Origin of the sequence: Providencia manganoxydans, from assembly GCF_016618195.1 — a bacterium.
Lineage (GTDB): Bacteria > Pseudomonadota > Gammaproteobacteria > Enterobacterales > Enterobacteriaceae > Providencia > Providencia manganoxydans.
In genome coordinates, this window is the sequence record NZ_CP067099.1 from 17,485 (window position 1) to 32,524 (window position 15,040).

Consider the following 15,040-nt stretch of genomic DNA (forward strand, 5'->3'; position numbering starts at 1 on the left):
GTAACTAGTACACATGTACCTAGTCAATAATGCTGCAACTTGAATTATAACGAATATAAGTATGCCTTTGTTATAGCCAAGGGAATCAGCGATACATGTCAATTCAGGATACGGATCACGAACAGGAAATACTGGATAGTGCTGTTGCACAAGGTGGTGCTTATGAAATATTACGCAAGCGCCTTACCGAGCAAGGGCAACAGCTTCATCAAAAAGCCGCGCAGCTCAATGACAGTCGCTTGCAAGAGTTCGGCCAAAGTCAAATGGACATTATTGGTCGTATCCGTATTCGCACAGAAAATAACTGCCAAGCAAGAGATATTGTCCGTGTCGGTGATTGGTTGTTATTTGGCTATAACGTTTTCCTTGGCTTAAAACGAGAAACACATCTTGAAGATGTGTTTTCTTTGTATCGTTTGATTGATAATCAAGGCGACTTCGATGTTGAAGCCGTGCCTTATGAAGGCACCTTTCTCAGTGATACCCGCTTTGTTCAAGACTTCACCGAATTATATACCTACTATAAGAATACCCAATTATTACAGCTGGTTGAACGTGATGGTAAGCTATTAGCTAGCTTCCAAATCGGTGATCGTATTAGCGACGTACGTGTGTTCCGTTGGTCTATTTCCAGTGATAAAAGTAAAATAGATTATATTGATAACCGCGGTGAACGCGATATTGCCCTTCCTCCTGCTTATGATTTTGAATGGGTTAAAACGACACGTGAAGACACGGTAAATGGTCGTTTTCCCCATATCAATATTTTAGATACCGTTTTTGTTGAAACTATCGGTGGCGATCTCACTATCAAGTGTGAAAATAATACCGAAGATGGATTGGGGATTTATCGTGAAGCAGTTCTCGATAAAAACCAATCACTTGATGATGCACAAATCGAGTATGCGCAAACAGGTAGTTTGATCCTCCTTAAAATCTTACCTTATCGAGAGGAAAGTTGGCGTTATTTGGTTTACAACACGCTCACTCAAACAGTTCAACGCATTGATGCCATTGGCCAAGCTTGTGTGCAATTACCTGAAGATCACGGCATTATTTTCCCCGGTGGCTATTATCTACAAAATGGTGAATATAAAACCTTCGACCAACCGATGGATGGCATGCGTTTTCGTCGTCTCCGTCGTTCACCTAATGGTGAAGATGTCCTATATGTATTCTATTCACCAAATCAAGGCCGCATCGCCCTATTTAACTACAACTTAATTGAGCGAAAACTGGCTATTCCGTTGATCGGCCATGGTTATGCCATGCTCGAAGATGGCAAGATGGTGCTATTTGAAGGTGAAGGTGACGAAGCAACTCGTGTTCATCCAATGCAAGTATGGCAAACACCTTTTTATACTGAGGAATTCGCGGATCAACAACCTGCTCGAGGCGGCTTTTTCGGCAAAATTGGTAATGCTGATTTGGTACGTGGTATCTCTGAAATATTGCATATCGCCAAAGAGATTGAAGGCAATCAAGTATCCGTTGCTCGCTATGAACAACTTAGCCAACAACCCAAGAATCTATTAGATATCTATTACTGGTTCAATGATGAACAGTGTTTAGGTATTGGTAAATTACTCAAAGAAATCACACAAACCAGTGAGTTGGTGTTAGACGAATATGAAAAAGTAGAAAGTATTCGCCAACAATCTGCGAAATCAATGAGTGAAGCGATTAGCCGCCAAAAATCATTACTTTCACTAACTCTACCCGAGAGTTGGAATGATATTCAACAATTTGTTGATGGACTAAATGCACTCAGTGCACAACGCGGTCATCTTATTTCCTTACGCGAATTCCGTTATATGGATTTGACCAAACTAGGTCAAATGGAAGAAGAGATCACTCAAACTCAGCAACAAGTTTCCCAAGCAACCGCGGCATTTCTTGCGAGTGATAAAGCACTACAACCGTTTAAAACACAGTTAGCCGCCTTTGAAGAACAGATGGAAGGCGCACAAAATAGCGCTCAGCTCGACATTCCTATGAATGGAATGGAAACCATGTCTAACGATTTAGACATGCTATCAAATTTAATGGCATCACTAAAATTCGAGGATGTGACACAACAAACTCATATCATTGATGCTATTTCACAGATTTATGCGCAATTAAACCAGTCAAGAGCACGCTTACAACAAAAACGTAAATCACAAAGTAGCGTCGAAACGGTTGCCCAATTTGGCGCACAATTTCGCTTATTTAGCCAAGGCATCACTAATGCTTTATCACTTTCGACCGACCCTGAACGTTGTGATGACCAATTATCGCGGCTGTTAGTACAATTAGAAGAACTCGAAAGCCAATTCAGCAACCATGATCAATTTCTCGATGACATTTTAGCCAAACGTGAAGAGCTATTAGAGACTTTTGAATCACATAAACAGGCACTACTGGATGACCGTCAACGCCGTTCCCAAAACTTACAAACAGCAGCAGAACGGTTGTTAGAAAGCTTACAGCGCCGTACTTTACGCCTACAATCGCAAGATGAATTGAATGCTTTTTTTGCCTCAGATCCATTAGCAGCAAAAACTCGTGAAATCATTGAAAAATTAAGAGAAATCAATGATAACGTTAAAGCCGATGATATCGATGCTAAATTGAAAGCAGCGCGCGACCAAGCAATTCGTACATTACGCGATAAAACAGACATCTTTGAAGATGGTGGCAACATTATTAAATTGGGGCCTCGCCATCGCTTTAGCGTAAATACCCAAGAGCTAGACTTAACCATCCTGCCAAAAGAAAACCAGCTATGGTTATATCTGACCGGTACTGATTTCCAAGAGCCAATCGACAACCCACAATTAGCAGATTTACAACCCTATTGGTCAGCCACATTAGAATCTGAGTCAGAAAGCGTTTACCGTGCAGAGTATTTGGCTTACTCAATCATTTATGCAGCCAGTAAACGTCAAGATGGCCTTGACTACAATATGCTGAAATCCGCATTATCCGTGCCTGAAAAACTGGATAAAATTGTGCGTGATTTTGCCGCTCCTCGCTATAAAGAGGGTTATGAAAAAGGTATCCATGACCATGATGCCATTGCCATTTTGAAAAAATTGATCCCTGTTGGTGAAAGTGCAGATTTACTACGTTATAACCCAACAGCACGAGCAATTGCGGCCATTTTCTGGGAACAAGCACAAACAAACGCATATCCGGCACTATGGCCTGAGCGCGCTCGAACAGCAATGAATATCCAACAACTATTCCACAATGACGATGCCTTACTTGATTTGCAGGCAGAAATCGAAGCGGATATTAGCCTTTTCCTACAAAAGCACCCGATAGCATGTGAAGGTTATCAACAAACCCAAGCTGCTGAATACCTTAGCTTTGCTTTGGCGCGTAGCCCAATCGACCTTATATACAGTAAATATGCACGGGATCTTGTTTCTGCGCTACAAAGCAGATTAGAAGACGCACATATGTGGATTGATTTTAACCGCTCACAGCAAAATCTATCGGATCGCTATGCACAACGTTGGGCATTAATCCAAAATTGGTTACAAGGGCTGTGCTCTATTGCTGAATTTGCCCATTTGACGCCATACATTCCAGGTGCAATTGCGATCATTATTTTAGATAAAGCCGCTTCAGCACGTTACAGTGAAGCAGACCTTTACTTCAAAGTGAATGGCTTGCTCGGTGAGCACCCAACAATAGAAAATCAAACACTTTCACTGAGTTTAGATAACTATTTCAGCCGCATGCGTCGTCAACGCAAACAATTTATCCCCGCTTTCCGTGAGTATCAATCATTACGTCAGCGTATCGTAGCAGAAGAGCGACGTCGTTTGAAACTCCACGAGTTCAAAGCACGGCCTCTAAGTTCTTTTGTGCGTAACAAATTGATTAACGATGTTTACTTACCGATCATCGGTGACAACATGGCGAAACAAATCGGTGCACTAGGTGAAGGTAAACGCACCGATTTAATGGGACTGTTGCTGATGATTTCACCACCGGGCTACGGTAAGACAACATTAATGGAATATGTTGCCGACCGCTTAGGCCTGATCTTCATGAAGGTCAATGGCCCCGCATTAGGGCATGACGTCCTCTCTCTCGATCCAGCTCAAGCCCCCAATGCAACCGCAAGGCAAGAACTTGAAAAACTCAATTTAGCCTTAGAGATGGGGAATAATGTCATGCTGTATGTTGATGATATTCAACATACTCATCCTGAGTTTTTACAGAAATTTATTTCATTGTGTGATGGAACAAGGCGTATAGAAGGTGTTTGGAAAGGGCAAACCAAAACATACGATATGCGCGGTAAAAAATTCTGCGTCGTCATGGCAGGTAACCCATATACCGAATCAGGCGAGGTTTTCCGCATTCCTGATATGTTAGCTAACCGTGCAGATATCTATAACTTAGGGGAAGTGCTCGGTGGTATGGATGAAGCATTTGCATTAAGTTATATCGAAAATAGCCTGACCTCTAACCCAGTACTTGCTCCTCTTGCATTACGTGATTTAAATGACCTTTACCTGCTCGTTGATAAAGCGATGGGTAAATCAGTCTCGACTAATACCTTGAGTTACCCATACTCAGATGCAGAAATCAGTGAAATCGTTGCAGTTATTAGCCATTTGCTCACGCTACGCGATGTGGTATTAAAAGTTAACCAACAATATATCGCAAGCGCTGCACAGTCCGATAAATACCGTACTGAGCCTGCATTCCGTCTACAAGGCAGTTATCGTAATATGAATAAATTAAGCGAAAAAGTGTCTTCAGTGATGAATGCAGAAGAGCTAGAGCGTTTATTAGATGATCACTACCTTGGGGAAGCACAGCTACTCACAACAGGCGCAGAAGAGAACTTACTAAAACTCGCGGAAATTCGTGGTGTACTAACCGAGCAAGAAGCGTCACGTTGGCAGCAAATTAAGCGTGATTTCATGCGAAATAAAGCGCTTGGTGGTGACAATGCTGACGTAGGTGATCGTGTTGTTGCGCAGTTAGCCGATCTAGTCGAAAGCGTACAAGCACTTGGTCAGCAGTGACTATGAAACCATGGTTAAGCCAACGTATTAAATTATTGGTTATTCTGTCGGGGCTATTAATTTTAATCCAAATTATTAATAGCCTAACAGGTGCATTAACGCATTTTGGGATCATACCCAGACGTTTCGATGGGTTAATCGGCATTGTGTTTGCCCCCTTTATCCACGGTAGTTGGGGCCATTTACTGAGTAACCTCCCACCTTTACTGGTTTTAAGCGCATTACTCCTTCATGGCCGAATCCGTGATTATATATACGCCTCTATGTTTATTATTATGACTAGTGGTTTAGCTGTCTGGCTAGTAGGCCGCTATGCGGTGCATGTAGGAGCCAGTGGTTGGATTTTTGGCCTTTGGGGACTGCTTATTGCACAAGGTTTTTTTCGCCGCCAAATATCTGATATAGCCATTGCAATCATCGTATTGTTTTACTTTGGTGCAATGGCCGCAGGGCTATTACCTGTACATGAATATATTTCAACTGAATCACATATCGCAGGTGCATTATCTGGTTGCTTTTATGCATGGTGGATCAACCACAAAAAAAATAAAAGAAATATATCTACAAAACACTAACAATTAACAACTTATATAAATCATAAAATGAGATTTAGTTTATTTCATAGATATACCAAGAATATTATTCTTTTCTAAATAACCAGACCAATCATTGTTATCGCTATCTGTATACCCATAAAAAAATGGAAAAGCACTAGATACTTGATTAACTTTATCGACAATCAACTTATTGTATATATTATATACTAAACGGCTAGATTCATTATTTGAAAAGTAATCACTTTCGTGAACTTTTATTCCACCTAAAAAACAAATGGTATCTGGATTTTTTATTTTAAATCCTGAGAAATGATAAACCAGCGCTTTATTTTCACCAAAAAAACATCATTATTTCTACGTTTCCACTCTCTTTTTAATACATTCCAAGGACCTATGTTTATCACTGTTGATGGTTCATAAAATACATTATCAAATAGTGAAGGTACTTCATTCAAATACTTTTGATCGCCAAACGTCACATCATTGACATCACAACTTTCAATACATTTATTTTGCCACCAAGATAAAATCTGTTTACCTTTAGCATCTTTTTTAAAACTAATGAAACCACTATTAAAATCACCTACTATACTTTTTATATTATTATATTCTTTCTTTTTATCGTGTTTGTTTTTAGGTAAAAACTGCTCTTCAAAAGTAAAAAACACAGAATAATCTTTTGAAGATAAATAACTGGAAGCATTACCCATAAAAAAGAGATCTGAATCTGTGTATGTAACACAATCATGTTCATTTATTAAATCGAGTATGAACATACAAAATATCGATTTCAATGTCCAACAATATGAAAAATAATGGCGCGTATTTTTAAGATCACGAATATTATCATTAATAATATTCTCTTCTTTTAAGATAAAAACATTGGCATAGCTCTGAGTAAAAGAAGAAATTATCTCATAGGATTCATCATCCATAGATAAAACATAAATATTTGATTTATCACCATTCTTTATTATTGAATCGATTAAAACAAGGGCTTGGTAAACTCTCATTTTTGATGAAATTATTGCCCAATTATTCATAAGTGCTCCTTTAATTTATAATTAATGATTCTTTATTGAATTTACTAGAAAATAATCTTAATTGTTCCAAGGTTATACTTTCACTTTTTTGATTTTTATAAAAATATGCTTCATACCATTCAACGGTATATCTCATCACTTCATTAATAGTGAAAACATTACTCCAACCTAGATGATAAGCAGACTTATGACTATCTAATTTCAATAAATTACTTTCATTGATAAGTGATGGCGATACTTTGGCTTTAAGGTCATTTTTCTTCCATAAACTAAATAAAATATCAACAACCTCTTTTACAGTAACGGATTGATTTGTTCCAAAATTCCAACTATCAAATTTAATCGTTGTTTTATACATTGATTCTGCTAAAAGCATATATCCAGCTAATGGTTCAATAACATGTTGCCAAGGTCGAATACTATTAGGAAACCTAATGGATATATCACAATCACTAACAAATGACTTGATACAATCAGGTATTAATCTATTTTCTGACCAATCTCCTCCCCCAACAACATTCCCAGCTCTAACTGTTGAAAAGCTGATATCAAGATCTTTAAAAAAAGATCTTGCATACATCTCGGTTACCATTTCAGAACAAGCTTTACTGCATGAATACGGATCTAACCCTCCTAATTGGTCGGTTTCCCTATAACCCCATATCCATTCTTTATTTTTATAAACTTTATCTGTTGTAACGTTCAAGAAAACTTTTGTCTTCAAACCTTGCTTTTTAAGTTCATACAATTCCTTTAACAAACAGTTTGTACCTAACACATTCGTTTTCATTGTTTCATGAGGATCTAAATAGGATGCCAAAACTAAAGGCTGAGCCGCCATATGAATAATAACATCAGGGTTACTTTCACTTAAAATAAAGTTTATTAACTTATCATCATTGATATCTCCATAAAAATTTAAAATATTATTATTTATGTTATCAAAAATATTGCTTGTACAATCGACATGTTTACTTAAACCTACAACTTTAACACCTAAATTACTTAACCAAATAGACAACCAACTTCCTTTAAAGCCATTAGCACCAGTAATTAAAATGGTTTTATTCTCCCAAAACCTCTCCATTTAAAAATCCTTATTTTTAAATAAATAATAATAGAACTCAACTATTGGAAATAATTTATACTCAACCGCTGATAACCCCTCTAAATTAGAATCATTATCAATGATAGACACTAATTTTAATAAAATATTTTTCAATTCTAATATTGAAATTTTAAATTCATATTTAATACTCATCACATCACTAGATTTAAATTCACCTATTAAGATAAGATAGATAGTATTAACTACCTCATCAACAGAACAAAACTCAATTTCTTCTAATAATGATGATTTAGTTTTGATCGCTTTATTACTTATTATACACTCCATTATAAATGGTATTATTCTAGTTATAATCTTATCTCTTCCATATATGTTGCATAACCTTAAGGAATGATAGTTCTTACTATATTTATGATTACAATAGCGGATCATGTCCTCACAAATTCGCTTACTTAAAGAATATGCATCAAAATAAAGCTCATCAACTAAAACCTTTTTGCTTGATAAGTAAATAAATTTAGATATATTATTTTCTATTGCATATTTTAATAGTAATGATGTTGATTTAATATTAAAATAAAGAGTATTAAGACAATTACTATCGTTTGTAGACTCTCCAGCACAATGAATTAAGGCAGACACATTTTTTATTTCGTATAATAAATCTATATTTTCATCTACTGTTAAATCCATATACTTAATGTTAAAACTATTTGTATTATATGGAGATTCCCTCCTAGATATTCCAACAGTTTCAATGTTTTTTTTATTTAAAAAGTTAATTAGGTTTCCACCAATAAAACCAGAACTACCTGTAACGATTATCGTTCCCATAAAGATTTCGATAAGTTATTAATATCCGATAAATCTTTCTGTGTATCAATACATTTCCAAAAACCTTTATGATGATAAACAGATAGTTGATTATCTTTTGCTAGTTTTTTTAACGGTAAGTCTTCAAAAATACAATCTTTAGAGTCAGTTAAATAATTAAAAACATCAAACTTACAACAAAAGAAACCACCATTAATAATCTCTTCACTCTTTTCTTTCTCTTTAAATGACGTAACCAATTTATTTTCAACGTCTAAAACACCAAATTGGCTTTCTCTATTAACTCCAGTAACTGTAACTATTTTATTTTCTTTTTTATGATGATTTATCAACTTATCAATACTTATATCACTTAATCCATCACTGTAAGTCAGTAAAAAATCCTCATTATTAACTAATTTTCTACACTGGTTTATTCTATACCCTGTTTGTGAGTTTAACCCTGTATCGATAAAATGAATATTAAAATCAAGATTATCATTATAAATCTCAATTACATTATTTTTCATTGTTAATTTAAAATCATTAATTTTCCATTTTAAATTAACAAAATATTCTTTAATCAAATCACCCTTATAGCCTAGAGGGAGAATAAAATCATTCACACCATACTTTAAATATATTTTTATTATATGTAATATTAGGCTTTCATCTTTTACTTTCACTAATGGTTTGGGTAATGGAGACACATCACCTCCCATTCTCATACCTTTACCACCACATAAAATAATACATTTCATATAAACACCTTTAATAAAGATAATAGAAATAAATTTATTATTAAAGGCAATATGAATCAATTATAAAAACAATTAATTACTAATAAAATGAGTTATTATTTTATGATATAATCATGAATAATGTATCTAGTATGTGATTTATTATTCATGATCTTTATTCTAGGTGGTTTAATAGTTTCAGTTATCCAATCTTTTGGACTCGATAAACACAACGACCCGCACCATCTAGTAAATACTGTTCTCTTTCAATAGTGACGTCTTTTCCCATAACCTCTTGAAATAATTTTAATTCTGAACGACAAAAATTTTGACAGGCTGTTGCTGCTGCACAGATAGGACAATGATTTTCAATAAACAGCCAACTATTGCCATCTTGTTCAACTCTAGCCATATACCCTTCTTCGCTACGAACATCGGCTAACATTCGTAATTTTTCAACAAAAGATAATCCCCCACACCGAGAGAGGTATTTATCTTTCATCTCTTTCTCGCGCTGGGTGATCAATTTTTCTAAACCTTCACCACCAAAAATATTTTTTACAGAATCAATTAATTGCAAAGTCAATTGAGCATGAGTGTCAGGAAAACGTTGATGGCCTAATTCAGTTAATACCCAATTTTGTCTAGGTCTTCCCGCACCTAACTGTGAAGTACACTGAACACCTTCAACCAAGCCTAGTGCAGACAATTTTTGAATGTGCTGGCGAGCAGCTTCACCAGTCATATTGAGATCTTTTGCTATCACTGCGGTTGATATAGGGCCTTTAGTTTTAATACAAAACAGCACCTTATCTACCGCTTGGCTAAGGTTTAAATTATCAAAGTAATTACTTGCATTAATCATTGTGTCACTCTAATATCCAAGTCAATACTTGGATATTAACGTTTTTTTAACCCTTTCGTCTAGCAGGTCTCGCTATGAGCAATGATCCATCAACCATAACTCAAGCCAAATGGGCTGATTTACTTCGGGGAACTAACGCACTATTAACGATAGCCCTTACTGGCGGTGTCGCACTCCATGCCATTAATATCTATATAGTTACGACTATTTTACCCAGTGTCGTCAATGATATTGGAGGGCTCGAATACTATGCCTGGAATACCACCATATTTGTGGCGACGTCAATTGTTGGCTCTGCCTTATCGAGTAAAATACTCAATAACTTAGGGCCTAAATTTGCTTATTTGATCGCGCTATTATTATTCTCATTAGGATCTATTTGGTGTGCAGCATCTCCCTCAATGCTATCTCTATTAGTAGGCCGAGCATTTCAAGGTCTAGGAGGAGGAATACTATTCGCATTAAGTTATGCTTTGATCCGCGTCGTTTTCCCTGAAAACCTTTGGTCAAGAGCAATGGGGATTGTTTCAGGTATGTGGGGTATAGCAACTCTTTGTGGCCCTGCGATTGGAGGAATATTTGCTCAGGGCGGCCATTGGCGTTGGGCATTTTGGTCATTGCTACCCGTTGCGATCCTGCTCGCATTAATAGTGATAAACCAACTACCAAGAAAAAACAACCATGCACAACAAGCCAATAAGCTACCTTTACTAGCCATTATATTATTAGTTGCCTCCGTGTTAACTATATCCATAGGCAGTCTCTCTAGTGATCTCTTATCAAATACTATTGGTCTATTGGTCGGTATTGGTATCTTAGTCACTATCGCACTCATTGATGGCAAAAATGGTAAACGCCTACTGCCAACAGGCTCATATTCACTGAAAAGTGCACTTGGTATCATTTATCTGACCATGAGTTTGCTAGTTGGAGGAATGACAACCGAAATCTATGTCCCATATTTTCTACAAACTATTCATCATTTTTCTCCACTATCTGCTGGCTACCTGACAGCGATTATGGCAGCAGGTTGGACAATCGGTGCTTTATTCAGTGCAAACAAAACTGGCTCAATAGTACTAAAGATATTAAGAGCGGGTCCGGTCATCATATTTATGTCATTAGTTGTTCTCGCAATATTGACACCTAACTTACAACTCGTGCATTCAATCGCACTGTTCATTATTTACTTAATAGCGATGATGGGAGTCGGACTAGGTATTGGTATTTGCTGGCCACACCTTGTCCTAAGAGTTTTCAATGCCGCCCCTAAAGGCGAGGAAAACCTTGCATCCTCTTCTGTTATTACCGTTCAATTATATGCAACCGCGCTGTCCGCGGCCCTCGTTGGTGTGGTTGTTAACAATACTGGTCTCATTAATCCAAGAGGCGTAGAAGGGGCACAACAAGCGTCTGTTTGGCTATTTTCACTATTCGCTATCTGCCCATTCCTTGGCATATTCTTAATTAGAAAAGTGAAATAGATAATTGTTAAATACACTCAAAATATGATGTGTATATCATGGTGGTTAAACTAGTACTTATTTAATCACCATGATAAATGCTTACCCCTCTTGTTTGAGTAAGAAAAGAGGATTACATAGCCTTTGAGTGGTTTTCATTTCTTGTACTCTGTTATCATAATCAACAATTTCACTATTATTTTTTAATTGCATTAAATTTAGACACACTAATGGTATATCAGGTTTAAATAGATTATATATTATTACGTCAATTCATTTTAAATAAACAATCTAATTTATTATACGTTAATAAAAAAGAATAACCGTATGCTAAAGGTTAGCACACGGTTTATATCAAATTTAATTTTTTCTGAAAAATAAAGGAAGTAATAATGTGCTTAGTATCAAAATAACCAACGTTGATATCATGACCCCCGTGAATGCTTGGTCAAAAGCAATATTAGCCTGCGTGATTAATACATTAGCACTATCACTAGGCAAGCTTTCTGCAACGATAAATGCTTCATCAATACTGTCATAAGCTTTTGTATCAACAATAACGTCATCAGGTAACGATAGTTTCATAGTATAAATGGCACTCATCAGCCCTCCCATGAAGGTCACACCTAGAACACTACCGATTTCATAAGCAACCTCTTCAATAGATGCAGCCATACCTGCTTTACTATCTGGAGCATTTAACATAACAGTGGTTGATGCTGTGGTGAACGCAACTCCTAGCCCAAAGCCAATAAAAAATAAGAATGCTAATAATATGGCTCCAGTTGAGCTTTGATATACATATGTAAGGCCGATCACCCCAATCAATGTACAAACAAAGCCAAAAATAGTGAGATATCTTTCACCTATTTTATGTAAAAACATACCTGCTAAAGGACCGGCTAATACCGATGCCAATGGAATAGGAATGATATACATCGCGGCTTGAAGGGGGGTATACCCCATCACGAGTTGCAGTCTTTGGCTTAACAGCAATTCAATACCAACAATAATCACCATTGATAATATGGCCATAATAACGCCAGCGCTAAAACGTGGGTTAGCAAATAATTTAAAATCAATCATTGGCGATTGAGAACCCATTTGTCTACGGGTAAATATTGTCAAAAATACGCCACCAATTACCGCTGCAATAACAAATTCCCACCAGTTTGTATAAGGTTTACCGAGTTCTTTTAAAGCATAAATAGCTCCTATCAAGCCAATCAGCACCAAACCAGAACCCATATAATCAATTTTTTGCGAACCTTCACCACCACATTTAGGAATGAGAAAACACGCAAAAGGTAATACAAGTAATACAACAGGCACATTAATTAAAAAAACCGATCCCCACCAGAAATGGTTAAGCAAGATCCCTCCAACTAAAGGCCCTATTGCGGCTCCACCGGAAGCAACCGCAGACCAAATACCAATTGCTAACGCACGTTCTTTTGGCTCTAGAAAAACATGTCTAACGATCGATAAGGTGGCAGGCATACTCATTGCAGCCCCAACAGCCAAAAAACCACGTGATAAAATCAAACTCGTGGCTGTAGGCGAAAATGCAGCACAAAGTGATGCAAGTGCAAATAGGGGTAATCCCATCAAAAACATGGTCTTATGACCAATACGATCACTTAACATACCCGCAGCAGGCAATAACCCAGCCACAATCAATGGATAAGCATTCATGATCCATAATTTTTCGGAAGATGTTGCTCCTAAATCATGTGTTAATCGAGGTAAAGCGGTATATAACACAGTGACATCGATAACGATGAGGAAAAGTACACTTGAAACTAGAAGTAAAATAATCCAGCGTTTGTAATCTGCTAGCATAAAATAATCTCTACACGTTTATTTAATCACTATTCATTAATGATCGTGCTACAATATAAATCCATACGTATGTATTGAAAAGAGGTTTTTTTAAATGGGACGTCAACGAACGATTGATCGCGATAAAGTACTTGATGCTGCTGAAGACATTGTCATTAAACAAGGTGCTGCGGCTCTGACTATTGATGCTGTTGCAAAATCAATGGGAATTTCTAAAGGTGGAGTTCAATATTGTTTTGGAAACAAAGAAGCTTTAATCGACGCTATGTTTGATCGCTGGAGCTACTCCTATGATCAAATATTTAACCGTGAAATTGAAAAAGATGACTCCCCTGAAAACCGTATCAATGCCCATCGACTCGCAACATACGAGCACGATAAAACCGCCATTGCAAAAGGAGCCGCATTAATGGCTTCATTATTACAAACACCTGAATACTTAGAAAGTACACGAACTTGGTATCGAGATCGTTTACGTAACCTAGACACGTCAACAGATCAAGGGAAACGCGCTCGTTTAATGTTTCTTGCCACCGAAGGTGCTTTTATACTGCGCTACTTTGGGTTAATGGATATTGATGATAACGAATGGCAAGAAATGTTCCGTGATATGTCACGTTTCTTAGGTTAAGTAATCCCATTAAAAAATTAAAAGATAACAGTGATAACTTGAGTTCCCATCATCCATCTAACCATCGTTTTGCTTGCAAAATTAGCGGTAAATCGACCATTTTCCCATCGACTTTAAATGCATATTGGTCTTGAGCTTTATGTAACACAGCTTTAGACCAAGCGACCTGCTGCTCGCTTATATCAAACGACTGTTTGATTATTGGAACTTGAGCCGGATGGATTGCTAATTTAGCAGTGAAACCTAAAGCTTTACCATGTAAGCATTCGGCCTCAAGTACTGATAACTCATCAATATCCGGTGTTACACAATCAATGGGAGATAAAAGCCCCGCTAAGCGTGAAGCAAGCACTACCTGTGTTCTTGCAAATAACAACGATTCTCGTGACATGTCACACTGCATATCTAATGAGAAATCTAACGAACCAAATGCCAAACGGTAAACCCCTGAACTCGCAATCTCATGTATACGATGTAGCCCCCATGCCGTTTCAATAATCGCGATGATGGGGCAATCTTTATCGGCAGATAAGTGAGAAAGCAGATGTGTTCTCACTTTATTAACCATGATTGCAGATTCAACTTTAGGTATAACAAGATAAGACAAATAAGGTAATAAATGATTATTGGTTATCCAATCAATATCTTTTTGATATTCAACACTATCTGGTTGGTTAATTCGAATCGCTATTTTGGGTGATTGCCCATTCTGTTGATAATTTATTAGCCAGCTTGCAATTTCTTGTCTAGCTATAGGTTTATGTAAAGGATGAACTGAATCTTCTAGGTCTAAAATCAATACATTTGAACCACTAATACAAGCTTTATCAAAGAATTGAGGATGATCACCGGGAACAAATAAATAAACCGTTGCATAATCAGCCATGGTTGTACCTTTCTTGTTAATTATTTGAATAGCATATTTATTTCCTTTCGCTCACATCTGAGAATAAAAAAAAGAATAATTATCATTTACTATTTTTT

At 36.7% G+C, this 15,040-nt stretch carries 11 protein-coding genes; 4 read left to right on the top strand and 7 right to left on the bottom strand.

What is annotated here, in order from left to right:
• Positions 1–95 precede the first annotated feature (95 nt).
• Positions 96–5,033 carry a DNA repair ATPase gene (locus JI723_RS00075; protein WP_272580831.1) on the top strand — a complete coding sequence of 1,646 codons (4,938 nt, stop codon included), beginning with the start codon at positions 96–98 and terminating at the stop codon, positions 5,031–5,033.
• Between the two features lie 2 nt (positions 5,034–5,035).
• A complete protein-coding gene (locus tag JI723_RS00080) occupies positions 5,036–5,608 on the top strand; it encodes a rhomboid family intramembrane serine protease (RefSeq protein WP_272580832.1) in 573 nt (190 codons plus the stop codon).
• A gap of 272 nt (positions 5,609–5,880) precedes the next feature.
• Here JI723_RS00080 and JI723_RS00085 read toward each other — a convergent pair whose 3' ends face one another.
• The 5 genes from JI723_RS00085 to JI723_RS00105 all read right to left on the bottom strand — a co-directional run bounded on the left by JI723_RS00085 (position 5,881) and on the right by JI723_RS00105 (position 10,120).
• On the bottom strand, positions 5,881–6,633 hold the full coding sequence (locus JI723_RS00085) for a glycosyltransferase family protein (protein ID WP_070929827.1): 753 nt from the start codon (positions 6,631–6,633) through the stop codon (positions 5,881–5,883).
• Positions 6,634–6,643: 10 nt separating this feature from the next.
• Entirely contained in the window at positions 6,644–7,720 is a 1,077-nt protein-coding gene (rfbG, locus tag JI723_RS00090) for a CDP-glucose 4,6-dehydratase (protein ID WP_337979687.1), read from the bottom strand.
• Positions 7,721–8,536 (bottom strand): SDR family oxidoreductase, encoded by an 816-nt coding sequence (locus JI723_RS00095; protein WP_272580835.1) that lies wholly within the window; start codon positions 8,534–8,536, stop codon positions 7,721–7,723.
• Complete coding sequence (locus JI723_RS00100) at positions 8,524–9,276, bottom strand: sugar phosphate nucleotidyltransferase (RefSeq protein WP_272580836.1); 753 nt, start codon at positions 9,274–9,276, stop codon at positions 8,524–8,526. The genes JI723_RS00095 and JI723_RS00100 overlap by 13 nt, the downstream gene beginning before the upstream one ends.
• A gap of 181 nt (positions 9,277–9,457) precedes the next feature.
• Positions 9,458–10,120: a helix-turn-helix transcriptional regulator gene (locus tag JI723_RS00105; protein ID WP_272580837.1), complete on the bottom strand. Its 663-nt coding sequence runs from the start codon at positions 10,118–10,120 to the stop codon at positions 9,458–9,460.
• A 74-nt stretch (positions 10,121–10,194) separates the two neighbouring features.
• Here JI723_RS00105 and JI723_RS00110 point away from each other — a divergent pair, with 74 nt between their 5' ends.
• Positions 10,195–11,604: an MFS transporter gene (locus tag JI723_RS00110; RefSeq protein WP_337979688.1), complete on the top strand. Its 1,410-nt coding sequence runs from the start codon at positions 10,195–10,197 to the stop codon at positions 11,602–11,604.
• Positions 11,605–11,943: 339 nt separating this feature from the next.
• Here the strand turns inward: JI723_RS00110 and JI723_RS00115 are convergent, their stop codons facing one another.
• Complete coding sequence (locus JI723_RS00115; protein ID WP_319068101.1) at positions 11,944–13,425, bottom strand: MFS transporter; 1,482 nt, start codon at positions 13,423–13,425, stop codon at positions 11,944–11,946.
• 94 nt (positions 13,426–13,519) lie between these two features.
• On the opposite strand from JI723_RS00115, the gene JI723_RS00120 reads away from it, so the two are divergent.
• A complete protein-coding gene (locus JI723_RS00120; protein WP_140187318.1) occupies positions 13,520–14,056 on the top strand; it encodes a TetR/AcrR family transcriptional regulator in 537 nt (178 codons plus the stop codon).
• Positions 14,057–14,105: 49 nt separating this feature from the next.
• Here the strand turns inward: JI723_RS00120 and JI723_RS00125 are convergent, their stop codons facing one another.
• Positions 14,106–14,942 carry an HpcH/HpaI aldolase/citrate lyase family protein gene (locus JI723_RS00125; protein ID WP_272580840.1) on the bottom strand — a complete coding sequence of 279 codons (837 nt, stop codon included), beginning with the start codon at positions 14,940–14,942 and terminating at the stop codon, positions 14,106–14,108.
• Positions 14,943–15,040 lie beyond the last annotated feature (98 nt).